Annotated in this window: 28 protein-coding genes and 1 riboswitch; of the genes, 16 read left to right on the forward strand and 12 right to left on the reverse strand. The window is 72.2% G+C overall.

Annotation, left to right across the window (positions count from 1 at the left end):
• Positions 1-50: 50 nt before the first annotated feature.
• The 3 genes from N7925_RS27620 (at position 51) to N7925_RS27630 (ending at position 2,445) form a co-directional block, all read left to right on the forward strand.
• A complete protein-coding gene (locus tag N7925_RS27620; protein WP_265602115.1) occupies positions 51-530 on the forward strand; it encodes a DUF5304 domain-containing protein in 480 nt (159 codons plus the stop codon).
• Positions 531-671: 141 nt separating this feature from the next.
• Entirely contained in the window at positions 672-1,613 is a 942-nt protein-coding gene (locus N7925_RS27625) for an ROK family glucokinase (protein WP_018957442.1), read from the forward strand.
• Between the two features lie 79 nt (positions 1,614-1,692).
• Positions 1,693-2,445, forward strand: coding sequence for an endonuclease/exonuclease/phosphatase family protein (locus tag N7925_RS27630; protein WP_274345490.1), 753 nt, complete (start codon positions 1,693-1,695; stop codon positions 2,443-2,445).
• Between the two features lie 6 nt (positions 2,446-2,451).
• Here N7925_RS27630 and N7925_RS27635 read toward each other — a convergent pair whose 3' ends face one another.
• Together N7925_RS27635 and N7925_RS27640 are read right to left on the reverse strand one after the other, a co-directional pair.
• Positions 2,452-3,147: a hypothetical protein gene (locus N7925_RS27635; protein WP_265602117.1), complete on the reverse strand. Its 696-nt coding sequence runs from the start codon at positions 3,145-3,147 to the stop codon at positions 2,452-2,454.
• Positions 3,140-3,919, reverse strand: coding sequence for an alpha/beta hydrolase (locus N7925_RS27640; protein WP_274345491.1), 780 nt, complete (start codon positions 3,917-3,919; stop codon positions 3,140-3,142). The genes N7925_RS27635 and N7925_RS27640 overlap by 8 nt, the downstream gene beginning before the upstream one ends.
• 221 nt (positions 3,920-4,140) lie before the next feature.
• Here N7925_RS27640 and N7925_RS27645 point away from each other — a divergent pair, with 221 nt between their 5' ends.
• The 4 genes from N7925_RS27645 to N7925_RS27660 all read left to right on the forward strand — a co-directional run bounded on the left by N7925_RS27645 (position 4,141) and on the right by N7925_RS27660 (position 8,046).
• Complete coding sequence (locus tag N7925_RS27645; RefSeq protein WP_274345492.1) at positions 4,141-4,935, forward strand: lysophospholipid acyltransferase family protein; 795 nt, start codon at positions 4,141-4,143, stop codon at positions 4,933-4,935.
• A 33-nt stretch (positions 4,936-4,968) separates the two neighbouring features.
• The gene (gene macS, locus N7925_RS27650) at positions 4,969-6,216 is read left to right on the forward strand and encodes a MacS family sensor histidine kinase (RefSeq protein ID WP_265602120.1); all 1,248 of its coding nucleotides are present in this window, start codon (positions 4,969-4,971) and stop codon (positions 6,214-6,216) included.
• 83 nt (positions 6,217-6,299) lie between these two features.
• On the forward strand, positions 6,300-6,944 hold the full coding sequence (locus N7925_RS27655) for a response regulator (protein ID WP_265604029.1): 645 nt from the start codon (positions 6,300-6,302) through the stop codon (positions 6,942-6,944).
• 106 nt (positions 6,945-7,050) lie between these two features.
• Positions 7,051-8,046 (forward strand): 2-hydroxyacid dehydrogenase, encoded by a 996-nt coding sequence (locus N7925_RS27660; protein WP_274345493.1) that lies wholly within the window; start codon positions 7,051-7,053, stop codon positions 8,044-8,046.
• Between the two features lie 15 nt (positions 8,047-8,061).
• On the opposite strand, the gene N7925_RS27665 is transcribed toward N7925_RS27660, so the two are convergent.
• Positions 8,062-9,960, reverse strand: a complete 1,899-nt coding sequence (locus N7925_RS27665; RefSeq protein WP_274345494.1) for an anthranilate synthase family protein — start codon at positions 9,958-9,960, stop codon at positions 8,062-8,064.
• A 124-nt stretch (positions 9,961-10,084) separates the two neighbouring features.
• The gene (locus N7925_RS36240; RefSeq protein WP_443032357.1) at positions 10,085-10,153 is read right to left on the reverse strand and encodes a trp operon leader peptide; all 69 of its coding nucleotides are present in this window, start codon (positions 10,151-10,153) and stop codon (positions 10,085-10,087) included.
• Positions 10,154-10,256: 103 nt separating this feature from the next.
• Between N7925_RS36240 and N7925_RS27670 the strand changes: the two genes are divergently transcribed.
• Entirely contained in the window at positions 10,257-11,603 is a 1,347-nt protein-coding gene (locus tag N7925_RS27670; protein ID WP_265602123.1) for a class II 3-deoxy-7-phosphoheptulonate synthase, read from the forward strand.
• A gap of 176 nt (positions 11,604-11,779) precedes the next feature.
• Entirely contained in the window at positions 11,780-12,085 is a 306-nt protein-coding gene (locus N7925_RS27675; RefSeq protein ID WP_274345495.1) for a (2Fe-2S)-binding protein, read from the forward strand.
• A gap of 47 nt (positions 12,086-12,132) precedes the next feature.
• Here N7925_RS27675 and bfr read toward each other — a convergent pair whose 3' ends face one another.
• Positions 12,133-12,612 carry a bacterioferritin gene (gene bfr / locus N7925_RS27680; RefSeq protein WP_215104479.1) on the reverse strand — a complete coding sequence of 160 codons (480 nt, stop codon included), beginning with the start codon at positions 12,610-12,612 and terminating at the stop codon, positions 12,133-12,135.
• Between the two features lie 158 nt (positions 12,613-12,770).
• Between bfr and N7925_RS27685 the strand changes: the two genes are divergently transcribed.
• The gene (locus tag N7925_RS27685) at positions 12,771-13,403 is read left to right on the forward strand and encodes a sulfite oxidase-like oxidoreductase (RefSeq protein WP_274345496.1); all 633 of its coding nucleotides are present in this window, start codon (positions 12,771-12,773) and stop codon (positions 13,401-13,403) included.
• Here the strand turns inward: N7925_RS27685 and N7925_RS27690 are convergent.
• From N7925_RS27690 to thiO, 5 genes are all read right to left on the reverse strand, one after another.
• The gene (locus N7925_RS27690) at positions 13,370-14,266 is read right to left on the reverse strand and encodes a deoxyribonuclease IV (RefSeq protein WP_265602125.1); all 897 of its coding nucleotides are present in this window, start codon (positions 14,264-14,266) and stop codon (positions 13,370-13,372) included. The two genes, N7925_RS27685 and N7925_RS27690, sit on opposite strands and share 34 nt — an antisense overlap.
• Positions 14,267-14,272: 6 nt before the next feature.
• The gene (gene pknB, locus N7925_RS27695; protein WP_274345497.1) at positions 14,273-16,204 is read right to left on the reverse strand and encodes a Stk1 family PASTA domain-containing Ser/Thr kinase; all 1,932 of its coding nucleotides are present in this window, start codon (positions 16,202-16,204) and stop codon (positions 14,273-14,275) included.
• Positions 16,205-16,338: 134 nt separating this feature from the next.
• Positions 16,339-17,133 carry a thiazole synthase gene (locus N7925_RS27700; RefSeq protein ID WP_265602126.1) on the reverse strand — a complete coding sequence of 265 codons (795 nt, stop codon included), beginning with the start codon at positions 17,131-17,133 and terminating at the stop codon, positions 16,339-16,341.
• Positions 17,134-17,135: 2 nt separating this feature from the next.
• On the reverse strand, positions 17,136-17,375 hold the full coding sequence (gene thiS, locus N7925_RS27705; RefSeq protein ID WP_274345498.1) for a sulfur carrier protein ThiS: 240 nt from the start codon (positions 17,373-17,375) through the stop codon (positions 17,136-17,138).
• Positions 17,372-18,592, reverse strand: coding sequence for a glycine oxidase ThiO (gene thiO / locus N7925_RS27710; RefSeq protein WP_265602128.1), 1,221 nt, complete (start codon positions 18,590-18,592; stop codon positions 17,372-17,374). The genes thiS and thiO overlap by 4 nt, the downstream gene beginning before the upstream one ends.
• A riboswitch (TPP riboswitch) is annotated at positions 18,590-18,702 on the reverse strand. (Overlaps the previous gene by 3 nt.)
• Before the next feature lie 51 nt (positions 18,703-18,753).
• Between thiO and N7925_RS27715 the strand changes: the two genes are divergently transcribed.
• The 6 genes from N7925_RS27715 (at position 18,754) to N7925_RS27740 (ending at position 23,641) form a co-directional block, all read left to right on the forward strand.
• Positions 18,754-19,095: a hypothetical protein gene (locus N7925_RS27715; protein ID WP_274345499.1), complete on the forward strand. Its 342-nt coding sequence runs from the start codon at positions 18,754-18,756 to the stop codon at positions 19,093-19,095.
• Positions 19,096-19,159: 64 nt separating this feature from the next.
• Positions 19,160-20,401, forward strand: coding sequence for an NAD(P)/FAD-dependent oxidoreductase (locus N7925_RS27720; RefSeq protein ID WP_274345500.1), 1,242 nt, complete (start codon positions 19,160-19,162; stop codon positions 20,399-20,401).
• Between the two features lie 80 nt (positions 20,402-20,481).
• Positions 20,482-20,847 (forward strand): Rv2175c family DNA-binding protein, encoded by a 366-nt coding sequence (locus N7925_RS27725; protein WP_265602131.1) that lies wholly within the window; start codon positions 20,482-20,484, stop codon positions 20,845-20,847.
• 83 nt (positions 20,848-20,930) lie between these two features.
• Entirely contained in the window at positions 20,931-21,581 is a 651-nt protein-coding gene (gene thiE / locus N7925_RS27730) for a thiamine phosphate synthase (RefSeq protein ID WP_274345501.1), read from the forward strand.
• 196 nt (positions 21,582-21,777) lie between these two features.
• A complete protein-coding gene (metF, locus tag N7925_RS27735) occupies positions 21,778-22,695 on the forward strand; it encodes a methylenetetrahydrofolate reductase [NAD(P)H] (RefSeq protein WP_265602133.1) in 918 nt (305 codons plus the stop codon).
• Between the two features lie 49 nt (positions 22,696-22,744).
• Entirely contained in the window at positions 22,745-23,641 is an 897-nt protein-coding gene (locus N7925_RS27740; protein ID WP_274345502.1) for a hypothetical protein, read from the forward strand.
• Positions 23,642-23,727: 86 nt separating this feature from the next.
• Here the strand turns inward: N7925_RS27740 and N7925_RS27745 are convergent, their stop codons facing one another.
• Together N7925_RS27745 and N7925_RS27750 are read right to left on the reverse strand one after the other, a co-directional pair.
• Entirely contained in the window at positions 23,728-25,239 is a 1,512-nt protein-coding gene (locus N7925_RS27745) for a phytoene desaturase family protein (RefSeq protein ID WP_274345503.1), read from the reverse strand.
• Between the two features lie 218 nt (positions 25,240-25,457).
• Positions 25,458-26,054 (reverse strand): DUF4126 domain-containing protein, encoded by a 597-nt coding sequence (locus N7925_RS27750; RefSeq protein WP_274345504.1) that lies wholly within the window; start codon positions 26,052-26,054, stop codon positions 25,458-25,460.
• Between the last annotated feature and the right edge of the window lie 147 nt (positions 26,055-26,201).

Genomic DNA, 26,201 nt, shown 5'->3' on the forward strand with positions numbered 1-26,201 from the left:
ACGTGTACCGCAGGCCGACCGTCGGCCGCCCCGCGTAGCAGGAGTCCGCCATGAGTGAAGCCACCGATCGTCCCGTCGACGGCGACGCGTGGGCCGACGCCTGCGCCGAGGACCTCGCGGCCGAGAAGGCCCGCCGCCGGGCGCAGTACGGCCCCCAGCCCGGATCCGCCGCCGAGGAACTGCGCAAGCTGGTCGACGCGGTCGCCGACAAGGTCTCCTCGCTCCAGAGCCCGCTGCTGGGCGTTGCCGCCCAGGGCGCTGTTCAGCAGGCCATCCGGCAGGCGAAGTCCGCCGTCGAACCGGTCATCGAACGCAACCCGCAGCTCTTCGACCACCTCGCCGCCGCGGGCAGCGAGCTGCTGGCCGCCTACCGCTCCGCGGTCGAGGGCCAGGAGAGCCGCTGGACCCGCACCACCGAGGGAGCGTCGGGCGCCGGGCGCCCCGCCGACCCCTCGAAGAAGGCCGCCGACGACCCGTCCGACCCCCGGGACGAAGGCCCCTCCGGCACCGAACGCATCGACCTGGACTGACCGGACACATCGCCGTCACCGACCGGACGACCTGCCGTTACCGACCGGACACATCGGCCGGTACCGACCGGCCCCGGCCGGGCCGGGCCATGCCTCGGGTACGGTTGCCCCTAGCGGGGCTCGACCGAAACTGAGGGATTCATGGGACTCACCATCGGCGTCGATATCGGCGGCACGAAGATCGCGGCGGGAGTGGTCGACGAAGAGGGCCGGATCCTCTCGACGTTCAAGGTGGCGACCCCGCCGACGGCCGAAGGCATCGTCGACGCGATCTGCGCGGCGGTGGCCGGCGCGAGCGAGGGACACGAGGTGGAGGCCGTCGGCATCGGCGCCGCCGGTTACGTCGACGACAAGCGCGCCACCGTGCTCTTCGCACCGAACATCAACTGGCGTCACGAGCCGCTCAAGGACAAGGTCGAGCAGCGCGTCGGCCTGCCCGTCGTCGTGGAGAACGACGCCAACGCCGCGGCCTGGGGCGAGTATCGCTTCGGGGCCGGCCAGGGTCACGACGACGTCATCTGCATCACGCTCGGCACCGGCCTCGGCGGCGGCATCATCATCGGCAACAAGCTGCGCCGCGGACGCTTCGGCGTGGCCGCCGAGTTCGGCCACATCCGGGTCGTCCCGGACGGACTGCTCTGCGGCTGCGGCAGCCAGGGCTGCTGGGAGCAGTACGCCTCCGGCCGCGCGCTCGTCCGGTACGCCAAGCAGCGCGCCAACGCCACCCCCGAGAACGCCGCCGTGCTGCTCGGCCTCGGCGACGGCTCGGTGGACGGCATCGAGGGCAAGCACATCAGCGAGGCCGCCCGCCAGGGCGACCCGGTGGCCGTCGACTCGTTCCGTGAGCTGGCCCGTTGGGCCGGCGCCGGACTGGCGGACCTCGCCTCGCTGTTCGACCCGTCCGCGTTCATCGTCGGCGGCGGTGTGTCGGACGAGGGCGAACTCGTCCTCGACCCGATCCGCAAGTCGTTCCGGCGCTGGCTGATCGGCGGCGAATGGCGCCCGCACGCCCAGGTGCTGGCCGCCCAACTCGGCGGCAAGGCAGGGCTCGTGGGCGCGGCCGACCTGGCCCGCCAGGGCTGAGAACGGCTGCACCCGACCCACCGGACGCCCGTCGTCGCCCTCCCGGGCCACGGCGGGCGTCCGTCGTATCGTGGCCCGCATGGTCCTGACGCCCCTGCCCGTCTCCCGTACCGAGTCGGACGGTTCAGCCGTCATCAGAGTGCTGAGCTACAACGTCCGGTCGATGCACGACGACACCGCGGCGCTGGCCCGCGTCATCCGCGCCTGCGCGCCCGATCTGGTCCTCGTCCAGGAGGCCCCGCGCTTCTTCCGCTGGCGCAAGGCGGCGGCCAGGCTCGCCAAGAGCAGCGGCCTGGTGGTGCTGAGCGGCGGGGCCACCGCCGCCGGACCGCTGCTGATGTGCTCGCTCCGGGTGGCCGTCGAGCGCACCGAGGACGTCCTGCTGCCGCTCACCCCCGGCCTGCACCGCAGGGGCTTCGCCACCGCCGTGGTGCGGATCGCCGGGGCCAGGCTCGGGGTGCTGAGCTGCCATCTGAGCCTCCAGCGCGACGAACGCCTCGCCCAGGCCGGCCTGTTGCTGGAACGGCTGGCGGCGATGGGCATGCACCACGCCGTGGCGGGCGGCGACCTCAACGACGTACCGACCGGCAAGGCGTTCCGGCACCTGGCCGGGCCCCTCCAGGACTGCCGGGCCGTCGCTCCGTGGGGCGGCGAGCTGACGTTCCCGCCCGACGAACCCCGTAAGCGCATCGACGCCGTCTTCGCGACCCCGGGCATCGAGGTGCTCGGCTGCGGCGTCCCGACCGGGCTGGACGGGGTGAGCGAGGACGACCTGAGGGCGGCCACGGACCATCTGCCGGTCCTGGCCGCCCTCAGAATCCCCGCGGGGTGACACCCTCTACACCACCGCGCCGCGCCCCGGGTCGCCGTAGGTGTCGTCATCGTCGTCGTGCGGCATCCGGGCCACCAGGGTGGCGAAGCCGCCGAGGAAGCCGCCGACGCAGAGCGTGGTGAGCCACCACGTCATCTCCCACTGGAACAGCACCGCGACGAGCATCAGGACCGGCCCGCCGATCACCGCGAGCCAGGCGAACTTCGCCGTGACGTCGGCCTCCGGCAGCGGCGGCGGCTCCGGGGGCACGAAATGGCCCTCGTCCCCGTCGTCCGGCTCGCCGACGCCGTCGTCCTTGGACTCGGGCAGCTCGTAGTCGCGGGGGCCGGCGACACCGGGGGCAAAGACCACGGAGCTGCCGAGCGGCTTCTTCTCCGGCGGCTTCGGGGGCGTCTTGTCCGACCCCTTGTCCGCCGGATCACCGGCGGAGCCGTCCTTCGGCCCCACCACGTTGCGCTGATCGTCCTCCAGCAGGGCCAGGTCCTCGATGGACTTGAACGGCTTGGCGCCCGGCGGGTCCGGCGGCTCCTCCCCGTACCCCTCGACGATCGCGGCCCACGCCGCGTCCTCGTCGATCGCCCGCTCCTGCTCCGCTCCCTCCGCCCCCGCCGGCTTCGTCCCCTCGGGGACGGCCGCGGGCTCCGTGGGGCGCGGTTCGCGCTCCTCGTCGCTGCCTGTGCGTTCCGCGTCGTGCTCAGCCACCGGACGTGCTCCCCTTCATCCCGACGCTCGGTGCGAGACGGCCGATGAACCGGTAGCTCTCATCGAAGATCCGCTCCGCATCATGGTCCAACGTCGCCACGTGGTAGCTCTGTTCCAACAGGATCTCCGAGACGTCCGTCGAGGAGATCCGGCTCAGGATCCGCGCGCTGTCCGCGGGCGGCACGACATGGTCCTGCGGGCTGTGCAGCAGCACCAACGGCTGGGTCACCTGCGGCAGCTCCCCGTCGACCAGCCGGAAGAAGTTCCGCGCCGAGTGCGCGGCGTGCAGCGGCACCTTGTCGTAGCCCACCTCGTGCGAGCCCGGGAGCGCGATGTCGTCGGCCAGGCCCTTGGTCGTCCGCACCAGATGACGGGCCACCGGCAGGGCGTACGCCGAGAGGCCGTGCACCTTGTTGGCCGGGTTGACCAGCACCAGACCGCTGATCGCGTCCCCGTGCTTGGCCGCCAGCCGCAGACCCAGCGCGCCGCCCATGGACAGACCGAAGACGAAGACCCGCTCGCACTTCTCCTTGAGGACCCGCAGCTCCCGGTCGACCTCCGCGTACCAGTCCTGCCAGCCGGTGACCGCCATGTCCTCCCAGCGGGTGCCGTGGCCCGGCAGCAGCGGCAGCGAGACCGTCAGCCCGCGCTCGGCGAGATAGTCCGCCCACGGGCGCAGCGACTGCGGCGATCCGGTGAAGCCATGACAGAGGAGGACGCCGACCTCTCCGCCCTCGTGGCGGAACGGCTCGGCTCCAGGGAGGACCGGCACCAGGGTCTCCTGTTCGTGGGACGGGGCGGGCGGCACCTGGGGGAGTGCTTGACGGATGACTTCACCGTACGCGACCGGACCGACACCGACCAGGGCCGTCACGCCCCCCCGGGGGCCGCCCCGCACGGCCCGCGCGGGCCGCCGGTCCTCCCATGCCGGGCACAGGCCGCGACGACCTCACAGGCTAAGGTCTCCACGACAGCACACAGGAGGCACAAGAGTTGATCTACGGCGCAATGAAGTTCTCCATCGGCGGGTCCCTGAAGCTCGCCTTCCGGCCGTGGGTGGAGGGCCTGGAGAACATCCCCGAGCGCGGTCCGGCGATCCTCGCGAGCAACCACCTGTCGTTCTCCGACTCGTTCTTCCTCCCGGCCGTGCTGGACCGCAAGGTCACCTTCATCGCCAAGGCCGAGTACTTCACCGCCCCCGGCGTCAAGGGCAAGCTCACCGCCGCCTTCTTCAAGGGCGTCGGCCAGCTCCCCGTCGACCGCTCCGGAGCCCGCGGCGCGGGCGAGGCGGCGATCAAGGCGGGCATCCAGGTCGTCGAGAGCGGCGGCCTCTTCGGCATCTACCCCGAGGGCACCCGCTCACCCGACGGCCGCCTCTACCGGGGCAAGCCCGGCGGTCTGGCCCGGGTGGCTCTGGCCACCGGAGCGCCCGTGATCCCGGTCGCCATGATCGACACCGAGAAGATCCAGCCGCCCGGCCAGGTGATGCCCAAGCTGATGCGCCCCGGCATCAAGATCGGCAAGCCGCTGGACTTCAGCCGCTACCAGGGCATGGACGGCGACCGCTTCATCCTGCGCTCGGTGACCGACGAGGTCATGTACGAGATCATGAAGCTCTCCGGCCAGGAGTACGTGGACGTCTACGCCACCGCCGCCAAGCGCCAGATCGCCGACGAGGCGAAGGCCCGGGCCCAGGAGGCGAAGGCCCGGGCCGAAGAGGCCAAGCGCGCCCAGCAGCAGCAGGCCGCCGCGAGCAACGAGAACGGAACGGAACGGTCCGGCGCGTAACCGCGTCGTTCACCGTCCGGGGGGTGTGGGGCCATGGCCAAGCGTGAGCGGGTCGTACGGATGTCGGTCGAGCTGCCGCTCTGGCGCGCGCTGACGGGCTACCGCGTCCTGACGCTGATCTACGCGGTGCTGCTCGCGATCTTCGGGAAGGACAATTTCGGCCAGCAGAGGTTCGAGCGGCCCTGGGTGGCCGTCGCGTATCTGGCGTTCCTCTTCGTCTGGACGCTCGCCACGCTGCCGAAGGTCCGCTCGGCGGCGAGCTGCACCAAACGCTTCCTCGTCGCTGACCTGGTCGTCGCGCTGACCGGCATCCTGCTCACCCCGCTCGCCGACTTCGACTCCCAGTCGTTCGACGGCCCGACGCTGCCGTCGATCTGGACGGCCGGCGCGGTCCTCGCCTTCGCGATCAAGGGCGGCTGGCGGTGGGCCGCCTTCGCCTCCACGTTCGTCGCCGCCGCCAACATCATCCAGCGCGGCGAGCCCAGCCGGGACACCTACCACAACGTCCTGCTGGTCTGGGTCGCCTCCATCGCCATCGGGTACGTCGTCGAGGTCGCCCGCGCCAGTGAACGCACCCTGGCCCGCGCCCTGGAGATCGAGGCCACCACCCGCGAACGCGAACGGCTCGCCCGCGACATCCACGACAGCGTGCTCCAGGTCCTCGCCATGGTCCAGCGCCGGGGCACCGCCATCGGCGGCGAGGCGGCCGAGCTGGGCCGGATGGCCGGGGAGCAGGAGGTCGCCCTGCGCACCCTGGTCTCCAGCGGCCTGGTCCCACCGACCCGGGTCTCCGAGGACGCCGCCGAGGGGGCCGTGGTCCGCACGGTCGACGTGGACGACGACGAAGGCTCCGGGGCCGCCTGCGATCTGCGCGCCCTGCTCGCCCCGCACGCGGGATCCCGCACGAGCTTCGCGGAGCCGGGCGCCCCGGTCCTGCTCCCCGCCGAGTCGGCCCGGGAGCTGGCCGCCGCCGTCAGCGCCGCCCTGGACAACGTGACCGTGCACGCCGGTCCGGACGCCCAGGCGTGGATCCTGGTCGAGGACGAGCCGGACGAGGTGATCGTCACCGTCCGGGACGACGGCCCCGGCATCCCGGAGGGGCGGCTCGCCCAGGCGGAGGGGGAGGGACGGCTCGGCGTCGCGCTGTCCATCCGGGGCCGGCTGCGCGACCTGGGCGGCACGGCAGAGGTGATCTCGGTGCCCGGACAGGGCTGCGAGGTCGAGTTGAAGGTTCCCAAAGCACCGAAGGTTTCCCGGGGGAAGGCAGGATCGGCCCGATGAGTACATGGAACGCGGCAAACGCAGCAAACACGGCAAGCGCGGCACGGGACGGGCAGGGGGCCGCGGACCGGCCCATCAGGGTCATGGTCGTCGACGACCACCCCATGTGGCGCGACGCGGTCGCCCGCGACCTGGCCGAGTCCGGCTTCGACGTCGTCGCGACCGCCGGGGACGGCCCGCAGGCGGTCCGCCGGGCCAAGGCCGTGAGCCCGGACGTCCTGGTCCTCGACCTGAACCTCCCCGGCATGCCCGGCGTCCAGGTCTGCAAGGAGCTCGTCGGCTCCCACCCGGGCCTGCGGGTCCTGGTCCTCTCCGCGAGCGGCGAGCACGCCGACGTCCTGGAGGCGGTGAAGTCCGGGGCCACCGGCTATCTGCTGAAGTCCGCCTCCACCCAGGAGCTGACCGAAGCGGTCCGCTCCACCGCGGCCGGCGACCCGGTCTTCACCCCGGGCCTCGCGGGCCTGGTCCTCGGGGAGTACCGCCGGCTCGCCTCCGACCCCGTACCCGTGGCGTCGAACGAGCCCAAGGCCCCGCAGCTCACCGACCGGGAGACCGAGGTGCTGCGGCTGGTCGCCAAGGGGCTCTCGTACAAGCAGATCGCCGAACGCCTGGTCATCTCGCACCGCACCGTGCAGAACCATGTGCAGAACACCCTCGGCAAGCTCCAGCTGCACAACCGGGTGGAGCTCGTGCGGTACGCCATCGAGCGCGGCCTCGACGACGTCTGACCGGCGGGGCCGGGGGCGGAGCCGTATATTCGCGATGTCCGGCCCCCTTCGCGATGTTCGGATATGCGTGATGTGCGGCCCGCCCGCGGAAACAGAGGGAGTACCGGTGGAAATCCTGGCCTTCGGTGTGCAGTCCGACGAGAAGCCCCTGATCGAGAAGGCCTTCGAGGGGCTGCACGAGGTCCGGTGCCTGGACGTCTTCCTGAACCGGGACACCGCCCCCATCGCCGCCGGCCATGAGATTGTCTCCACCAGCGTCAACGCCGACCTCGGCTCCCAGGTGCTCCAGACGCTCGCAGCGGGCGGCACGCAGATGATCGCCCAGCGCTCCACCGGCTTCAACAACATCGACCTGGAGGTCGCCGAGCGCCTCGCCCTGCGCGTCGCCCGGGTCTCGTACTACTCGCCGTACTCGGTCGCCGAATTCGCCTGGACCCTCGCCATGGCCGTCAACCGGCGCATCATCCGCGCCGCGAGCCGCACCCGGGACTTCGACTTCCGCCTGGACGGGCTGCTCGGCCGGGACATGCGCGGCCGGACCGTCGGGGTGCTCGGCACCGGGAAGATCGGCGAGGCGTTCACCCGGATCGCCCACGGCTTCGGCATGAAGCTGCTCGGCTGGGACGTGGCCCAGAACCCGGCCTGTGTCGAGCTGGGCATGGAGTACGTCGACAAGGAGCGGCTGTTCGCCGAGGCCGACCTGATCAGCCTGCACGTGCCGCTGCTGCCCAGCACCCACCACATCCTGGACGCGGCCGCCCTCAAGGCGATGAAGGACGACGCCATCCTCGTCAACTCCAGCCGCGGCGGCCTCATCGACACCGCCGCCCTGGTCACCGAGTTGCGCGCGGGCCGCTTCCTCGGCGTCGGGCTCGACGTGTACGAGGCGGAGGCCGGGCTGTTCTTCCTCGACAAGTCCCTGGAGGGCATCGACGACGACACCCTCGCCCGTCTGGTGACCTTCCCCAACGTCGTCGTCACCTCCCACCAGGCGTACTACACCGAGGACGCGGTGGGCCAGATCATCGACGCGACCGTCAAGAACGTCGCCGACTACCTGGCCCGCCGCCACAGCGAGAACGTCCTCGTGCCGAGGAGCTGAGGCTCTCCGCCGGGATCACCCCGGCACCGGCAGCCCCGCCAGCAGCTCCGTCACGATCACCGAGCCCCGTACCGTCAGCACCGACTCCGGGTGGAACTGCACCGAGGCGAAACCGGGACCGCGCAGCGCGTGCAGCTCGCAGCTCGCCTCGTCGCGGCTCACCTCGATCCCGTGCGCGGCCAGCTCGACGGCGGCCGGGCCGTCGCACCGCCCGGTGAAGCTGTTGTAGAAGCCCACCGTCTCCGGTCGGCCGAACAGCTCGATCCGGGTCTGCGCCCCCTGGTACGGCACGGCCTTGCGCACGATCTCCAGACCCAGCTCCGCCGCGATCAGCTCGTGCCCGAGGCAGACCCCCAGCAGTCCGTGCCGGTGGTCCCGCACCAGCTCGGCGGTGATCTCCCGCAGCAGCCGCATCTTCGGATCGGTGAGATCGCCCGGATCGCCCGGCCCCGGACCCAGCACCACCGGCCCTTCGTGCGCCCGGACCACCTCGCGCAGCCCCGGCTCGTCGTAGCGGCGCACCGAGACGTCAAGGCCGGACGCGCGCAGCAGATGAGCCAGCATCGCGGTGAACGTGTCCTCGCCGTCCACCACCAGCGCGTGCCCCGAAAGGTCCCGGGTGCGCTCCTGCATCCGCAGCCAGAACGGCGCGAGTCCGCCGCGCCGGTCGTCCAGCGCCGCCTGCACCCGGGGGTCCGACGCCAGCCGCGGGCGGTCCGCCTCCGCCCCGGGCCGGCCCGGCCGCACCCCCAGCGCGGCCAGCACTCCGGCCGCCTTGGCGTGCGTCTCGGCGACCTCGCCCTCCGGGTCCGAGTGGCGTACGAGGGTGGCCCCGACCGGCACCTTCAGCGAGCCGTCCGCCGCGATGTCGGCCGTACGGATCAGGATCGGCGAGTCCAGGGTCTGCGCCCCGCTCGCGTCCCGGCCCAGCAGGGCCAGCGCGCCCGCGTAGTAGCCGCGGCCCCCGGACTCGTACCGCTCGATGACCCGGCACGCGTTCTGCACCGGGGAGCCGGTGACGGTCGCCGCGAACATCGTCTCGCGCAGCACGTCCCGCACATCCAGCGAGGACTTCCCGCGCAGCTCGTACTCGGTGTGCGCGAGGTGCGCCATCTCCTTGAGCCGGGGCCCGACCACCACCCCGCCCATGTCGCCCACCGTGCACATCATCTTCAGCTCCTCGTCGACCACCATGGACAGCTCCTCGCTCTCCTTGCGGTCGCCCAGGAACGCCAGCAGGCCTGTCGTGGTGGGCCCCTCGGCCGGGTAGCGGTACGTCCCGCTGATCGGGTTCATCACGACCGTCCCCCCGGACATCCGCACGTGCACCTCGGGGCTCGCCCCCACCAAGGTCCGGTCCCCGGTGTGCACCACGAACGTCCAGTACGCGCCCCGCTCGCCCGCCAGCAACCGCCGGAACAGCGCCAGCGCGTCCGCCCGGCCGAACCCGGGGATCTCGCCCCGGAACGTCCGCCGGATCACGAAGTTCGCGCCCTCGCCCTGCCCGATCTCGTCCCGGATGACCCGCCGCACGATGTCCGCGTACTCCGCGTCCTCCACGTCGAAGCCCCGGTCCTCCACCCGCACGTCATGGGCGGGCAGCGCCGCCAGCAGCTCCGCGAGCTCCAGCTCGTGCGTCTCGTCGGCGACGAGCACGCTCAGCGGGGTGCCGTCGTCGCGCACGTCGAAGCCGCGCTCGGCGATCTGCCGGAACGGCACCAGGGCCAGTGCGGGCGCCGCGCCCACCGGCAGGTCGGCCAGCCGGTCCGCCTCCCGCACCCCGCCGATCAGCAGTTCGACGTGATCGTGGTCACGGCCGGGCGTGCGTCGGCGCAGCAGGGCGAACGGCGGGGCGTCCTCCGCCAGCAGCCGGCGGATGAGACCGGAGGCGGAGCGGGATGCGGTCTGCGACATGGGAGCAGGTTCCTTCCGGACGGCCCGTACGGGATTGCGTACGGGACTCACAGGGGGAGGAACGGCTCCGCAACGCAGAAAGGCCGCCCCTCGGGCGGCCTTCGCGAAGTGTCAGCGCGATGAATCAGCGGGCCGCCGGATGAGCGGTCCACCACCAGTTCTGGATCGACATCTCGATCAGTCGCGTCGACATGCCCCGACCCTAGCGGACCGGCCCCGGCATCGGAGCGCGTGTCTCATCTGTTGAGCGCACGGCTGGACGCCCCTTCCGACCCCGTAATGTTGTGCTCGTGACCGTGAACGCCAATACCTCCGTCGCCGGTGGCAACACCTGGCGAGACCTTCCCGCGGCGCAGCAGCCCGAGTACCCCGACTCCGAGGCCCTGCGCGATGTACTCGCGGACCTCGCGTCGTATCCGCCGCTCGTCTTCGCCGGCGAGTGCGACCAGCTGCGCGCCCGCCTGGGAGCCGTCGCCAAGGGCGAGGCGTTCCTGCTGCAGGGCGGCGACTGCGCCGAGGCCTTCGACGCCGTGTCCGCCGAGCACATCCGGGCCAAGCTGAAGACGCTGCTCCAGATGAGCGCCGTCCTGACCTACGCGGCCTCGGTGCCCGTGGTGAAGGTCGGCCGCATCGCCGGTCAGTACTCCAAGCCGCGCTCCAAGTCGACCGAGACCCGCGACGGCGTGACCCTGCCGACCTACCGCGGCGACTCGGTGAACGGCTTCGCCTTCACCGAGGAGGCCCGGATCCCGGACCCCGCGCGGCTGAAGCAGATGTACCACGCGTCCTCCTCCACGCTGAACCTGGTGCGCGCCTTCACCACCGGCGGTTACGCCGACCTGCGCCAGGTGCACGCCTGGAACCAGGACTTCGTGAAGTCGTCCCCCTCCGGTCAGCGCTACGAGGCGCTGGCCCGCGAGATCGACAACGCGCTGAACTTCATGAAGGCGTGCGGCACCGACCCGGCCGAGTTCAAAGCGGTCGAGTTCTACGCCTCGCACGAGGCCCTGCTGCTGGACTACGAGTCGGCGCTGACCCGTACGGACTCGCGCACCGGCGAGCTGTACGACACCTCCGCCCACATGGTGTGGATCGGTGAGCGCACCCGCCAGATGGACGGCGCGCACATCGAGTTCGCCGCCCGGATCCGCAACCCGATCGGCATCAAGCTCGGCCCGACGACCACCGTCGACGAGGCGCTCGGCTACATCGACCGCCTCGACCCCGAGCGCGAGCCGGGACGGCTGACCTTCGTCGTCCGGATGGGCGCCGACAAGGTCCGCGACAAGCTCCCCGAGCTGGTCGAGAAGGTCACCGCCTCCGGCGCGACCGTCGCCTGGGTGACCGACCCGATGCACGGCAACACCTTCGAGGCCGCCTCCGGCCACAAGACGCGCCGTTTCGACGACGTCCTGGACGAGGTCAAGGGCTTCTTCGAGGTCCACAAGGGCCTCGGCACCCACCCGGGCGGCATCCACGTGGAGCTGACCGGCGACGACGTCACCGAGTGTGTGGGCGGCGGCCACGAGATCTTCGTGGACGACCTGCACCAGCGCTACGAGACGGCCTGTGACCCCCGGCTCAACCGCAGCCAGTCCCTGGACCTGGCCTTCCTCGTCGCCGAGATGTACCGCGACCAGTAGTCCGGCGGGCCCGGAGGGCTCCCGGCAGTCGCACCTGTGGGGCACGGATCCATGTGATCCGTGCCCCACAGGCGTATCCGGGCTTTTACGCCGGTTGAGCGGCGGGTAAGGTTAGGTTAGCCTCACCGTGGAAATCGGAGCGGCGCCCGTGACCGACCCGCAGGGAGGTGAACCGCATGTACGTCTGTTCCTGCTTCGGCATCACGGAGGCACAGCTCAAGAAGCATGCGGACGCCGGGGCCTGCACACCCCGGCAGATCGCCTCGGCCTGCAAGGCCGGGACGGACTGCGGCGGATGTGTACGCCGCATCCAGGCGCTGCTGGGCCGGGGCGACTGTCCCCGCCGTGAGCTGCTCGACCAGCGACAGGGACCCGCGACCGCCTCCCTCGCGCACCCGGTCGCCGCCACCGTCGCGGCATCGGCCGCCGCGGCAGCCGCCATCGGCGCGATCCGCGACGTGACGCTCTCCGACGCCGCCTGACCGGCCTGCTCTCCGCGAACAGCCCCTCGCCCCGGGTACGGCCCCGGTCAGCTCTCCGGCTGCTCGATCAGCTGGGCGATGTAGAGCGGCTCACCGAGCTTCTCGACCAGCTCCAGCTGGGTGTCGAGATAGTCGATGTGGTGCTCCTCGTCCGCCAGGATCGACTCGAAGATGTTCGCCGACGTGATGTCGCCCTTGCCGCGCATCACCTCGATACCGCGCTTGAGGCGGTCGATCGCCTCCACCTCGACCTGGCGGTCCGCCTGGAACATCTCGGTGACCGTCTGGCCCACCCGCACATGGAAGAGCCGCTGGTAGTTCGGCAGCCCTTCGAGGAACAGGATCCGGTCGGTGAGGATCTCGGCGTGCTTCATCTCGTCGAAGGACTCGGCCCGGGTGTATTTGGCGAGCTTCGTCCACCCGAAGTTGTCCTGCATCTTGGCGTGCAGGAAGTACTGATTGATGGCAGTCAATTCGGCGGTCAGCTGCTCATTGAGAAACTCAAGGACCTCGGGGTCGCCCTGCATGGCAAAGGCTCCTTCCAACCGGTGATCGATCTGGCGAGTTGGCCAGATCCTCGCACCGCGCCCACCGGCCGTCCAGTAAGTGCACGCTTAGTACGAGTTGCCCGGATGGGGTACTCCCCTGGTCATGACCACCCCTGCCTGTCTGTCACCATGGAGGCATGGGTCAGCCGGAAAGCCGGGAAAACCGCGAGGCAGCGCAGTCCGAGCTTCCGCCGGGACAGCGACTGCAACGCGGATGGCCGGTCACCCACTACGGGCCCGTTCCCAAGTTCAAGCCCGACCGCTGGGAGTTCCGGGTCTTCGGGGCCACCGCCGACGGTGACAAGCGCTGCTGGAACCATCAGAAGTTCTCGGCGCTGCCGTTCTCCTCGGTCGTCGCCGATCTGCACTGCGTGACGAAGTTCAGCATGATCGGCGCCGAATGGGGCGGAATCCCCGCCCGTACGGTCCTCGAACTGGCACCGCCCGCCCCCGACGCCACCCATGTGATGGTCTGGGCGGAGTACGGCTTCTCATCGAACCTGCGCCTCGACGACTTCGCCTCCGAGCACACCCTGTTCGCCACCCACAAGGACGGCGAACTCCTCACCGCCGAGCACGGCTTCCCGCTCCGCCTCGTCGTCCCGCACCTCTATGCCTGGAAAGGCCCCAAATGGGTCCGGGGCATCGAGTACATGACGGCGGACCGGCGCGGATTCTGGGAGGAGCGGGGCTACCACAACATCGGCGACCCCTGGGGCGAGCAGCGCTACTCCTATCAGGAGGAGCCCGGGGACGGCCCCGAGCTCTGACCCGGCTCGCGCAGAGACTTCAACCGGGCCACGTCCGCCGCGTGCCCCTCCTTGCCGCCGGGCGTCTCGATGATCAGCGGCACGCCTTCGGTCGCCGGATGGGCGAGCAGCTCCCGGAAGGGCTCCACTCCGATGTGACCGGCGCCGATGTTCTCGTGCCGGTCCTTGTGGGCGCCCACGACGTCCTTGGAGTCGTTGGCGTGGATCAGCTTGAGCCGCCCCTCGCCGACCGTGTCCACCAGCAGGTCCAGCGTCTGCCGCATCCCCGAGGGACCGGCCAGATCGTGCCCGGCGGCGTAGATGTGGCACGTGTCCAGGCAGATGCCCAGCTTCGGGTGGGAATCGAGCGCCTCGAAGTACGGACCGAAGTCCCAGGTCCGCGAGCAGAGCGAGAAGCCCTGGCCGGCCGTCGACTCCAGCAGTAGATCCGGGGAGTCGTCGTGGGTGAGCTCGTCCAGCAGCGGGCGCAGGTGCTCGCGCACCTGGGCCAGCGCCTCGACGCGCGGCCGTCCGCCGGTCGCCGAACCGGTGTGCACCACCACGCCCAGCGCGCCGATCTCCCGGGCCCGCCGCAGTGAGTGGCGCAGGGACTCCACGGACCTCTCGACCGTCGCCTCGGTGTGCGAGCCGAAGTTGATCAGATACGGGGCGTGGACGTACGCCGGGATCGAGGCAGCCCGGCACCCGGCCCGGAACAGCTCGTCCTGCGCCGGGTTCCCGGCGGGCGTGGCCCAGCCGCGCGGATTGGCCACGAAGACCTGCACGGTCTCCGCCGCCAGCTCCCGGGCGTACTCCAGGCCGACCTTGGCCAGACCGCCGGCGACCGGAACGTGTCCGCCCACCGGATTGCGCAGCGTGTGCATCTGGTTCTAGAACCCCTTGGTCTTGATCGTGATCGTGGACCCCTCGGGGGCCTGCTCGCCGCCGTCCACGGACTGGCTCGCGATCGTGTCGCTGAAGGAGAGGAACGGCCGGTCGACCTTCACGTCGAAGCCCGCCTCCTCCAGGGTGCTCCGCGCCTCGTCGACGTCCCGGCCGGTGACGTCCGGGACGTCCAGCATCCGGGGGCCCTTGGAGACGGTCAGCTCGATCGTGTCGCCCTCCGCGGCCTCGGTCCCCCCGCCGGGGGACTGCTCGGCCACGTCGCCCTCGGCCTCGGCGGAGTGGATCCGGCCGGGCAGCACCTCGGCCTTCAGCCCCTCGGCCGCCAGCTCGGCGGTGGCCTCCTCGGCGGAGAGCCCGGTGACGTCCGGGACGTCGATCGGGGCGCCCTTGCTGACGACGATGGCCACGGCCGTGTCCGGGTTGCGGTCCGTGCCCGCGCGGGGATCCGTGCGGATCACCTCGCCGCGGGCCACCTCCTCGCTGAACTCCCTGGTCACCATCCCGGGGACCAGGCCCACCTTCTTCAGGGAGCGCCGGGCGTCCGCGAGGGAGCGGCCCACGGCATCGGGCACCCGTACGATCTCCGGACCCCGCGAGACGACGAGCTCCACCGAGCCGTTGCCCCGGATCCGGTCGCCCGAGGCGGGGTCGCTGCTCACGACCGAGCCCCGCTCGACGGTGTCGCTGAAGACCCGCTCCACGCCCTTCAGCCCGAGCCCCTCGTCCGAGAGCCGCTTCTCGGCGGTCTGCTGGGTCTGGCCCAGCAGCGAGGGGACCTGGGTGAACTGCCCGGAGTTGATGTACCAGACGCCCGTCCCGATGCCCAGCGTCAGCAGTACGGCGGTGAGCACCATGATGAGCTTGCGGTGCGGCCCGCCGAACGGGCCGCGACGGCCGGTCGCGCGCCGGGGAGCGGCAGGGTCCGCGGGTGGCATCACCAGTCGGCTGGTGCGGTGCACTCCGGCCCCGTCGCCGTCCGCCGGGAGGGCCCGCGGGATCACGCTCGTACGGTCGTCCGCGCCGTCATGGGCATCCGACAGGGCCCCCGGCGGTACGGCGTCCAGCTCGGCGTCGGTCAGCGTGGCACGGGCCTCACGCGCCTCGGCCAGCAGCAGCACCGCGTCGTGCGGGCGCACCTCGGGATTGCGGGCGGTCGCGCTCGCCACCAGGCTGTCCAGCGCGACCGGGAGCCCCGGCACGACGGCGGACGGGGCCGGGACGTCGGAGTTGAGGTGCCGGTAGATGACCTGGGCGGCGTTCTCCCCGGTGTGGGGCTTGACGCCGGTCAGCATCTCGTAGAGCACGACCCCGCAGGCGTACACGTCGCTGCGGGTGTCGGCGCTGCCGTGCTCGATCTGCTCGGGGGCCAGATACGACACGGTGCCCAGCAGGGAGCCGGTCGTGTCGGTGGCCGTGCCGACCGCCCTGACCAGGCCGAAGTCGGCGACCTTCACCCGGCCGTCGTCCCCTATCAGGACGTTCTCCGGCTTCATGTCGCGGTGCACGAACCCCGCACGGTGCGCGGCGCCGAGCGCGGCGAGGACCGGCTCCAGGATGTCCAGCGCCGCTCGGGGTTGCAGGGCGCCGCGCTCGCGCAGCACGTCGCGCAGGGTGCAGCCCGCCACGTACTCCATCGCGAGATAGACATACGCGCCCTCGGCGCCCTGGTCGAAGACCGCGACGACATTGGGGTGCGCCAGGCGGGCCACCGACTTGGCCTCACGGATGAAGCGCTCGACGAACGAGACGTCGGTGGCGAGCGCCGGGTGCATCACCTTGAGGGCGAGCACCCGGTCCAGGCGGGTGTCCACGGCCCGGTAGACCGTGGCCATCCCGCCGACGGCGATGCGCGCCTCAATGCGATACCGGCCGTCGAGCAGCTGCCCGACGAGAGGGTCCTGGAGGGTCGTGTCCACCCCGAGAGTCTACGAGCCGCCGCCGACACCCCGGACGGGCGAGGGCGTTCCCGGGGCCGTTCCGCCATTCAAGCCCCTCCGGCGATTGAGGAGCCGGGGGTTTGGGGGCGGCGCCCCCGAACCCGTACCGGCTCTCAGAACGCGGGCCGCTCCGGGTCGAGTGCCGCCCGCCCGTCCACCGGCGAGGACGCCTCGGCGAAGTGGCGGCGCGGAATCCGGCCCGCCCGGTACGCCAGCCGCCCGCCTTCCACGGCGTGACGCATCGCACCCGCCATCAGCTCCGGCTCCTGGGCCCGGGTCACCGCCGAGGCGAGCATCACAGCGGCGCACCCCAGCTCCATCGCCTGCGCCGCGTCCGAGGCGGTCCCGGCCCCCGCGTCGAGGATCACCGGCACCCCGGCCCGCTCGACGATCAGCTCGAAGTTGTGCGGGTTGCGGATGCCGAGCCCGGAGCCGATGGGGGAGCCGAGCGGCATGATCGCCGCGCACCCCACGTCCTCCAGCTTCCGGGCCAGGACCGGATCGTCGTTGGTGTACGGCAGCACGGTGAACCCGTCGTCGACCAGGATCTCCGCCGCGTCCAGCAGCTCGATCGGATCGGGCAGGAGGGTCCGCTCGTCGGCCACCACCTCCAGCTTCACCCAGTCGGTGCCGAGCGCCTCCCTGGCCAGCCGGGCGGTCAGCACCGCCTCGCCCGCGGTGAAGCAGCCGGCGGTGTTCGGCAGGACCTGGATGGAGAGCCGCTCCAGCACCGAGAGCACCGAGCCCCGCACGGTCGGGTCCAGCCGGCGCATCGCGACCGTGGTCAGCTCGGTGCCGGAGGCGATCAGCGAGCGCTCCAGCACCTCCAGGCTCGGGGCCCCGCCGGTGCCCATGATCAGCCGGGAGCGATAGACGGTGGCCCCCAGCGTGAAGACGTCGTCCGACATGGTCAGCCTCCCTGTACGGCGGTCAGGACCTCGACGCGGTCGCCCTCGCCGAGGGTCGTCGCGGCCCACTGGCCGCGTGGGACGACGCTCTCGTTGACGGCGGCGGCGACCCCGGAGCGGGCCGGGGTCAGCGTGCCGACGAGGCCGTCCAGGTCCGTCCCGGCGGGAACGGCGCGGGCTTCCCCGTTCACCGAGACGGAGACGGTGGCGGCGGATTCCGGTACGGCGTGCTGCTGGGTCATACGGGCTGCTCCTGTATCGCGGGGGCGGCGAGGGCGGCGGGTTCGAAACGGCCGGGGGTGAAGGGGCGGGCCGCCTCGGGCAGTTCGCCGGTGGTCAGGACGTCGGCCATCGCGTCCCCGGTGACGGGTGTCAGCAGGACGCCGTTGCGGTGGTGGCCGGTGGCGAGCAGCAGACCGGGCAGGGCGGTCGGGCCGAGCAGCGGGGCGTTGTCGGGCGAGGCGGGACGCAGACCGGCCCGGGTCTCGGTGAGCGGCAGCTCGGTGATGCCCGGTACCAGCTCGTGGGCGTCGCGCAGCAGCTCGTACACCCCGCCGGCGGTGACCGTGGTGTCCCAGCCCATCTCCTCGCTGGTGGCGCCGACGACCAGCTCGCCGTTCTCGCGCGGCACGAGGTAGAGGTGCCCGCCCCGGACCACCGCGCGCACGGTGCGGCTGAGGAAGGGGGCGTACGCCCGGGGCACGGTGAGCCGGAGGACCTGGCCCTTGACCGGGCGGACCGGCGGCAGGAGCTCCGGCGGGAGCCCGGCGAGCCGGCCGCTGAGACTGCCCGCGGCGAGCACGACCTGATCGGCCGCGAACTCCGTACCGTCGCCGAGCAGCGCCCCGGCGGCCCGGCCCCCGGCCAGGGTGAGCCGCTCGGCGGTCGTCCGGCGGAACGCGACCCCGGCCCGTTCGCACGCGGTCAGCAGCGCCGCGGCGAGGCGACGGGGATCCACCTGGTGGTCGCCGTCGACCCGGAGGCCGCCGCGGACGCCCGGGGCCAGCATCGGCTCCAGGCGGCGGCACTCACGGCCGTTCAGCCAGACCGACTCCAGGCCCGAACGCTCCTGGAGGGCGTGCAGTTCACGCAGATGCGCCCGGTCGTCGGAGTCCAGGGCGACGGCGAGCGTGCCGCAGGTCCGGAAGCCGGTGTCCCGGCCGCTCGCCTCCTCCAGCTCGGCGACGAACGACGGATAGCGGGCGGCGGAGGCGAGGTTGAGCCCGAGCAGCATCTGCTCGCCGTAGTGCAGTTCGGTGACGGCGGCCAGCATGCCCGCCGCGACCTGGGCGGCGCCGCCGCCCGGTTCCGGGTCCGCGACCGTGACGCCCAGCCCCCGCTGGGCGGCCCGCCACGCCGTGACCAGGCCGATGATTCCGCCCCCGATGACGAGGACGTCGGATCCCGAGCCCCTCTTGACGAGGACATCGGATCCGGAGCTTCTCTCCGAGACGCGCATGGGTGTCCAGCCCCTCCCTTCGCCGGCATGACCCGGAGCAGGTTCGTACGGTCGGAGGCCGGCCAGCCTCCCTCTCAGCCCGGTGCGTCCGGGCTCCCGCGAGTGTTCTACCTTGGCCACCCTAAACCCCGCCGCCCCCGGCCAGTAGAGGAGCGCCCGCCATGGCCCGTTCGCTCGACGGACTCGTCCTGTCACCCGTCGCCGACCAGGCCCCGGGCCAGGTCGGCACCCGCACCCGCTTCACGTACCACGAACTGGACGGCCGGATCTGGGCCGAGTACGCGGGCGGCGACGTGGAGCGCGGCCATCTCGTCGGCACCCGCGACGGGGACGCGCTGGACTTCCGCTACGTGCAGCTCAAGCAGGACGGAACGACCTCGTCCGGGCACTGCCTCTCCACGGTCGTCGAGCTCGCCGACGGCCGGGTGCGGCTGGAGGAGCGGTGGGCCTGGGAGTCGCAGGAGGGCAGCGGCACCAGCGTGGTGGAACAGCTTCCTTCCTGAGCTCCTTCCCGGGTTCCTTCCCGCCCCCCTACCTGACGGGCCGTCAGATGATTAAGGTGGACGAGTGAGCGAGCAGACGGAACAGCGGGCGGCGCGGCAGGCACGGCACGTCGTGGTCGTCGGGGCGGGCATGGCGGGCGTGCAGAGCGCCGTGGCCCTGCGCGAGGCGGGCTTCACCGGGCCCCTCACCCTGATCGGCGCCGAACCCCACCAGCCCTACGACCGGCCGCCGTTGTCCAAGGCCGTCCTGCTGGGCAAGGCCGAGGACTCCGCCTTCGACGTCGACTTCGAGGCGTTGGACATCACCCTGCGCCTCGGCCTGGACGTCACCGCCCTGCGCGCCGCCGACCATGTGCTGGACACCGCCGGCGGGCCGGTGCGCTACGACGCCCTGGTCCTCGCGACCGGCGCGGAGCCCATGACCCTGCCCGGCGCCGAGGGCGTGCCCGGTGTCCACCTGCTGCGCACCCTCGACGACGCCGCCCGGCTGCGGCCCGTCCTGGACCGGCAGCACGAGGTGGTCGTCGTCGGGGCGGGCTGGATCGGCGCGGAGTTCGCCACGGCCGCCCGCGCCGCCGGCTGCGCCGTCACCGTCGTCGAGGCCGCCGCCCGCCCGCTCGCGGGCACCCTGCCCGCCGAGGTGGCCGCCCCGATGACCGCCTGGTACGCCGACAGCGGCGCCGAACTCCTCACCGGAACCCGGGTCGACCGCGTCGAGGAGGGGGCCGTCGTCCTCGACGACGGCCGGGTCCTGCCCGCCGGGGCCGTGGTCGTCGGCATCGGCGCACGCCCCGCCACCCGCTGGCTCGCCGGCTCCGGGGTCGCGCTCGGCCCGGACGGCTCGGTCACCGCCGACAGCGCGCTGCGCACCTCGCTGCCCGATGTGTACGCGGTCGGGGACTGCGCCTCCTTCCCCTCCACCCGCTACGGGACACGCCTGCTGGTCCACCACTGGGACAACGCCCTCCAGGGCCCGCGCACCGCGGCCGCCGCGATCATGGCGGCCCAGGACGGGGAGCCGCTCCCCGTCTACGACCCCGTCCCGTACTTCTGGTCCGAGCAGTTCGGCCGCTTCGTGCAGTACGCCGGACACCACGCGGACGCCGACACCCTGGTGTGGCGCGGCGACGGGGCGGATGCCGCCTGGTCGGTGTGCTGGCTGCGCGAGGGCGCGCTGGTGGCCGTGCTCGCCGTGGGCCGCCCGCGCGACCTCGCCCAGGGCCGCAGGCTCATCGAGTCGGGGGCCGCCCTCGACCCGGAGAAGGTGGCCGACCCCGCCGTACCGCTGAAGTCCGCCGCCGTGTGACGGACCGCTGACCCGCCGGGCCGCCCCCGTACGGTCGGCTCGGCTACCGGCTGTCGGTCCGGGATGGCACGCTTGTCCCTGTGACCGAGATTGACGCAAAGACCGATGCCCTCGTCCCTGCCTGGCTCCACCTTCCCGACATCGCGGAAATGTTCGATGTCCAGGTGACGCGCGTACGGCAGCTGGTCAGGGATGGCCAGCTCATCGCCGTACGCCGTGGTGAGAACCGGGCGCTCCAGGTGCCCGCCGCCTTCATCGACGGCGACAAGGTGGTCAAGGGGCTCTCCGGCACCCTGACCCTCCTGAGGGACGACGGCTATTCCGACGAAGAGATGCTGGAGTGGCTCTTCACTCCCGACCCGACCCTGCCCGGCACCCCCGCGCAGGCGCTGAGCGAGAATCGCGGTACGGAGGTGAAGCGCCGCGCCCAGGCGCTCGCCGTCTGAACCGATACGACGGAAAACGGAAAACGGTGCACGGGCCGCCCGGCGCGGCCCGTGCACCGTCACGACCACGGGGGAGTCCACCCATGTCCACGCCTCGCGAGCAGCTGTCCGATGCCCGGCTCTACCTGTGCACGGACGCCCGCAAGCTCCAGGGTGACCTCCCCGCCTTCCTGGACGCAGTGCTCGCCGCCGGCGTCGACATCGTCCAGCTCCGGGACAAGGGCATGGAGGCCGCGGAGGAGCTGGAGCACCTCGCCGTGTTCGCCGACGCCTGCCGCCGGCACGGCAAGCTCCTCGCGGTGAACGACCGCGCCGACGTCGCCCACGCCATCGGCGCCGACGTCCTCCACCTCGGCCAGGGAGACCTCCCGGTCCCCGCCGCCCGGGCGATCATCGGCGCCGACCGGCTGATCGGCCGCTCCACGCACGCCGAGGCCGAGGTCGACGCGGCGCTCGCCCAGGACGGTGTGGACTACTTCTGCACCGGCCCCTGCTGGCCCACCCCCACCAAGCCCGGCCGCCACGCCCCCGGCCTCGACCTCGTGCGCTACACCGCCTCCCTCGGCGGGTCGCGGCCCTGGTTCGCGATCGGCGGGATCGACGCGGGCAATCTGGACCAGGTGCTGGACGCCGGAGCCCGCCGTGTCGTCGTCGTCCGGGCCATCACCGAGGCCGACGATCCCCCCGCCGCCACCGCCGACCTGGCCCGACGCGTCAGGTCCCGGGCGCTCTGACTCTCCGCGCGCCGACCGGCGGGCGGCCGTCGCGCAGGCCCGCACGTCGGCCCGCGTACCGACTCACCTGTCGGCTTGCACGCCGATGCGGAACATCTCGGGCGCGTGTCCGAGGGATGGACAACAGTCCGGCAAAACGAGACAAAGTCGGTTGGTCCGGTTGGGGGAGCGCCCACCCCCTGGTTAACCTCCCCTTATGGCCCTTGGCACACCATCCACCAGGACGGATCACGCACTCACCGTGCGTGACCTGCTGGCGACCGGCAAGACGTCGTACTCCTTCGAGTTCTGGGCGCCCAAGACGGAGAAGGGTGAGCGGAACCTCTGGAACGCTCTCCGGCGCGTCGAGGCGGTCCGTCCCAGCTTCGTCTCCGTGACGTACGGAGCCGGCGGTTCCACCCGCGCCGGGACGGTCCGGGCCACCCAGCAGATCGCCGCCGACTCCACCCTCACCCCGGTCGCCCACCTCACTGCGGTGAACCACTCCGTCGCCGAGCTGCGCAACATGGTCGGGCAGTACGCCGACGCGGGCATCAGGAACATCCTCGCGGTCCGCGGCGACCCGCCGGGCGACCCGATGGGCGAGTGGGTCGAGCACCCGCAGGGGGTGAAGTACGCCGCCGACCTGGTCCGTCTCATCAAGGAATCGGGCGACTTCTGCGTCGGCGTGGCGGCATTCCCCGAAATGCACCCCCGGTCGTCCGACTGGGAGACGGACGTCGGCCATTTCGTGGACAAGTGCCGGGCGGGCGCGGATTATGCGATCACCCAGATGTTCTTCCGCCCGGAGGACTATCTCCGGATGCGTGACCGTGTGGTCGCCGCGGGTTGCGAAACGCCGGTGATTCCCGAGGTCATGCCCCTCACCAGCGTGAAGCAACTGGAAAAGTTCTCCCAGCTCAGCAACGCGACCGTGCCCGCGTCGTTGAAAGAGCGCATCCTCGCGGCCAAGGACGATCCAGCCGCTGTACGCTCCATTGGCATCGAGTTCGCAACGGAGTTCTGCGCGAAGCTGCTGTCCGAGGGTGTGCCCGGGCTGCACTTCATCACGCTCAACAACTCGACGGCTACGCTCGAAATCTACGAAAAACTCGGACTGCACAAGCAGTCGTGACCGGTCGTACCCGCCGCCGACGCGGCTACGGCCGAAGGAGGGGGCGGGCGTGGGCTGGACGGTCCTCTACATCGCTTTCGGTCTGGTGGCCCTGTGGCTGCTCGGCGAGGTGCTGTTGCAGTACAAGGCACGACTGCGCTGGCGGCTCCTCGCCTTCGGCGGCTTCCTCGGCGTGGTGGTCGGGGTGCTGCTGGCGTCCGTCCCGGTCATCGTCGTCGGGACGCTCGCCTTCGCCACCGGCCAGACCTTTGTGACGCTGTCCTTCCGGCGCGGCTTCTCCACCGGCTGGGCCATAGGCGGCAGTCCGGGGGAGAGCCGTCGGCGCAGGGCCGGCGGCGAGGGAGCCGCCGTGAAGGAACCCACGCTGGAGGTCTCGGACCTGGAGGTCACAGGACCCGGGTACGACCAGCCCCCGCCCGCCCAGTCCGTCTACGAACCGCAGCCCCTGCCCGACGACACCGGCCAGTACGGCGTGTACGGGAACACGGGCTACGACGCGAACGGCAGCGCCCGCGCCCGCCAGGACCACGGCCACGAGGCCGACCCCTCGGCCCAGCCGCAGTACGCCGCGTACGACCCGTACACCGGCTACGAACAGCCCCCGGCCCAGGACCCCTACGCCGGGACCTACGACTACGGCACCGACCCCCAGAGCTACGCCGCCTACTCCGACCCGTACATCGGCACCACCAACGGAGCCCCCTCCTACGGCGGTCACGACGACTACGGCCATGGCGGCGACGGCTACGACAGCCAGGGCGGGCAGCAGAGCTACCCCGACCCCTACGCCCAGGGCCACGTCGCGGACACCCCGCCCGGCGGCGTCTGGGTCCCGCAGCAGCGCGACACCGAGCAGCACCCCCCGATGCCGCCGGAGCAGCCCGCGACACCCGCTCCGTACGGCAACGGCTACGACACCGGCCAGAACGAGCAGTACCGCTACTGAGGGCCGCGCCGCTGCCGGGGGAAGGGCCTGTCCCGGCAGCGGCACACGTTCAAGCCCATCCCCCTCAGCGTGAGCCGCGGAAGCCCTCAGCGTGAGCCGCGGAAGCCGTCGCCCTCCACGACGAGCCCGGCCACCAGCGCCCCCGACATCCCGGCGTGCGCCAGCCCGCCGCCCGGGTGCGACCAGCCGCCGGCGAGATACAGCCCCGGCAGCCGCGTGAGGTTGCCCGGGTGCAGATACGCTCCGCCGGCCCCGGCCAGCGCGGGCGGCGGCACCGCACCGCCCTCGGCCCCCGTCCCGTCCTCGGTCTCCGCAGGCGTGCGGACCTCGGTGTGCAGGATCCGCTCCCGCAGTCCGTCGACGGCCGCCGCCGCCCGCTCCACCAGGACATCGGCGAACCGCTGCCGCACCCCGGCGTCCCGCCAGTCGACCGGCCCCTGCGGAGCCACCGTCGCGGTGAGCGTCACCGCCTCGTGCTCCGCGTCCGGACGGGTCGCCGGATCGTCGGGGCGCAGCACCGTCACCGTGGGGTGGACGGCGACCCGGCCCCCGAACACCGCCTCCTGCTCCGCCGCCCCGTCGCCATGCACCACCGTCCGGTGCACCGCGTCCGCCTCCCGGGCCCCGCGCAGCGACAGCAGCACGGTGAACCGGCCCGCCGCCCCCGCGCCGGAGCCCTGCCGGACCGTCACATCGCCCGCGCCCCAGCTCCGCTGACCGGGCACCAGACCCGGGCGCGGCCGGACCCCGAGCACCACCCGGTCCGCCTCGGCCACCTCACCGTCCGCCAGCTCCACACCCGCCGCCCGGCCGTCCTTCTCGACGACCCGGACCACCTCGGCGCCGAAGACGAACCGCACCCTGCGGGCCACGCACCGCTCGTACACCGCCCGCGCCAGCTCGCGCATCCCGCCCATCACGTACCAGCTGCCGAAGGTCTGCTCCATGTACGGCAGCAGCGCGGCGCTCGCGGGGGCGGTGCGCGGGTCGAGGCCGTGGGACAGCGCGTACCCGTCGAGCAGGGCGGCGAGCCGGGCGTCCGCCAGCTCCCACGCGCCGATCTCCGCGACCGTGGCCGCCCGCCGGGAGCCGCGCAGCAAGCGGCGCTGGAGCACCGCCGGATAGGGATCGCGCCCCAGCACCTGGTGATCCGCCCGCAGGGGCTCCTCCAGGAGCGGCCGCCGCGACCGGTCCCAGGCGTCCCGGGCCCGGTCCATGAAGTCGCTCCACCGTGCCCCGGCACCCGCACCGAGGGCGTCGTCGAGGGCGGTGGCCACCCCGGCCCGGGAGGCGTTGGGCAGGGACACGGCGGTGCCGTCCACGAAGAGGTGGCGGCTCGCCGGATCGACCTGCGTCAGGGTCACGGACTGCTCCAGCGACTCCTTGCCGGTCTTCACGAAGAGGTCCCGCTGGACGGCGGGGAGATGCAGCAGCCCCGGGCCGGTGTCGAAGACGAAGCCCTCGTGCTCATGGCGGCCGACCGAGCCGCCGTAGCTCGCGGACCGCTCGTAGACCGTCACCGTCTCGCCCGCCACGGCCAGCCGGGCGGCCGCCGCCATCGCGCCCGTCCCGGCGCCGATCACCGCAATTCGTGCCATGCCGGTGACTTTATCGACCGGCGCCGACAGCTCAGCCGGGAGGCCGGGGCCCGGCCGGCCGTCTCTCCTCGCGGCGCCAGGGCCTGTCTGACAACTCCCGCCTGCCTCACGACGCCATGCACGCACTCTCGCCGCGCCGGCCCCAGACCCAAGTACGTCCAGTACGAGGGTCTGGGGCCGGCACGCCGAGAGCACGCCCCTGACGCCGCGCGGCCGTCCTACGGACTACGACGGGAGCTGTCAGACAGGCCCTGAGCCCGGCGGCGCAGGAAGCGGCGGATCCGCGAGGCGAGGAAGAGCACGGTGACGATGCCGAGCACCAGCAGCACGGCCGCGATCACGGCGGCCGCCACCGGGTTGAACAGGGCGAACGTGATGACTCCGGCGACCCCGAGGTCCTCGGCGATGCTCATCCCGATGTTGCTGAAGGGCTCCGGGGAGGTGTTGACGGCCATCCGCGTGCCGGCCTTCACCAGATGACTCATCAGCGCCGTGGACCCGCCGATCGCACCGGCGGCCAGCTCCGGGAGTGAACCGCTCTCTCCGGCCAGCAGCGCGGCGATGACCGCCCCGGCCACCGGCCGGATCACGGTGTGCGCGGTGTCCCAGACCGAGTCCACGTAGGGGATCTTGTCCGCCACCGCCTCGCAGAGGAATAGCACACCGGCCACGATCAGGACGTCGGTGCGCTGCAGGGCGGCGGGCACCTCGTCGGACACGCCGGTCGCGCCGAACAGGCCGAGCAGCAGGACCACCGCGTACGCGTTGATTCCGCTCGCCCAGCCGCTTGTGAACACCAGAGGTATGACCGACACGCAGGCGATCGTAACGACCCCGCGCGGGACCCGGGCGGGGTTCGGCGCAGGGCCCTGAGTATGCGTACTCAGGGACGGAGATGAGTAGCTACGCGGATAGGCCCCCACCTGCGAGGACGGCAGAGTGATGACCACGGAAGGGGCGCT

The organism is Streptomyces sp. CA-278952 (assembly GCF_028747205.1).
In the GTDB taxonomy this organism is placed as follows: domain Bacteria; phylum Actinomycetota; class Actinomycetes; order Streptomycetales; family Streptomycetaceae; genus Streptomyces.

What these genes read in the sequence shown, in the direction of transcription:
- N7925_RS27620 (WP_265602115.1), top strand. Translation starts at nt 51, where the DNA reads ATGAGTGAAGCCACCGATCGTCCCGTCGACGGCGACGCGTGGGCCGAC.
- thiS (WP_274345498.1), bottom strand. Translation starts at nt 17,375, where the DNA reads ATGACCCAGCAGCACGCCGTACCGGAATCCGCCGCCACCGTCTCCGTC.
- N7925_RS27700 (WP_265602126.1), bottom strand. Translation starts at nt 17,133, where the DNA reads ATGTCGGACGACGTCTTCACGCTGGGGGCCACCGTCTATCGCTCCCGG.
- N7925_RS27715 (WP_274345499.1), top strand. Translation starts at nt 18,754, where the DNA reads ATGGCCCGTTCGCTCGACGGACTCGTCCTGTCACCCGTCGCCGACCAG.
- N7925_RS27685 (WP_274345496.1), top strand. Translation starts at nt 12,771, where the DNA reads ATGGGTCAGCCGGAAAGCCGGGAAAACCGCGAGGCAGCGCAGTCCGAG.
- thiE (WP_274345501.1), top strand. Translation starts at nt 20,931, where the DNA reads ATGTCCACGCCTCGCGAGCAGCTGTCCGATGCCCGGCTCTACCTGTGC.
- N7925_RS27745 (WP_274345503.1), bottom strand. Translation starts at nt 25,239, where the DNA reads ATGGCACGAATTGCGGTGATCGGCGCCGGGACGGGCGCGATGGCGGCG.
- thiO (WP_265602128.1), bottom strand. Translation starts at nt 18,592, where the DNA reads ATGCGCGTCTCGGAGAGAAGCTCCGGATCCGATGTCCTCGTCAAGAGG.
- N7925_RS27630 (WP_274345490.1), top strand. Translation starts at nt 1,693, where the DNA reads ATGGTCCTGACGCCCCTGCCCGTCTCCCGTACCGAGTCGGACGGTTCA.
- N7925_RS27690 (WP_265602125.1), bottom strand. Translation starts at nt 14,266, where the DNA reads ATGCACACGCTGCGCAATCCGGTGGGCGGACACGTTCCGGTCGCCGGC.
- macS (WP_265602120.1), top strand. Translation starts at nt 4,969, where the DNA reads ATGGCCAAGCGTGAGCGGGTCGTACGGATGTCGGTCGAGCTGCCGCTC.
- N7925_RS27655 (WP_265604029.1), top strand. Translation starts at nt 6,300, where the DNA reads ATGGTCGTCGACGACCACCCCATGTGGCGCGACGCGGTCGCCCGCGAC.
- N7925_RS27665 (WP_274345494.1), bottom strand. Translation starts at nt 9,960, where the DNA reads ATGTCGCAGACCGCATCCCGCTCCGCCTCCGGTCTCATCCGCCGGCTG.
- N7925_RS27625 (WP_018957442.1), top strand. Translation starts at nt 672, where the DNA reads ATGGGACTCACCATCGGCGTCGATATCGGCGGCACGAAGATCGCGGCG.
- metF (WP_265602133.1), top strand. Translation starts at nt 21,778, where the DNA reads ATGGCCCTTGGCACACCATCCACCAGGACGGATCACGCACTCACCGTG.
- N7925_RS27675 (WP_274345495.1), top strand. Translation starts at nt 11,780, where the DNA reads ATGTACGTCTGTTCCTGCTTCGGCATCACGGAGGCACAGCTCAAGAAG.
- bfr (WP_215104479.1), bottom strand. Translation starts at nt 12,612, where the DNA reads ATGCAGGGCGACCCCGAGGTCCTTGAGTTTCTCAATGAGCAGCTGACC.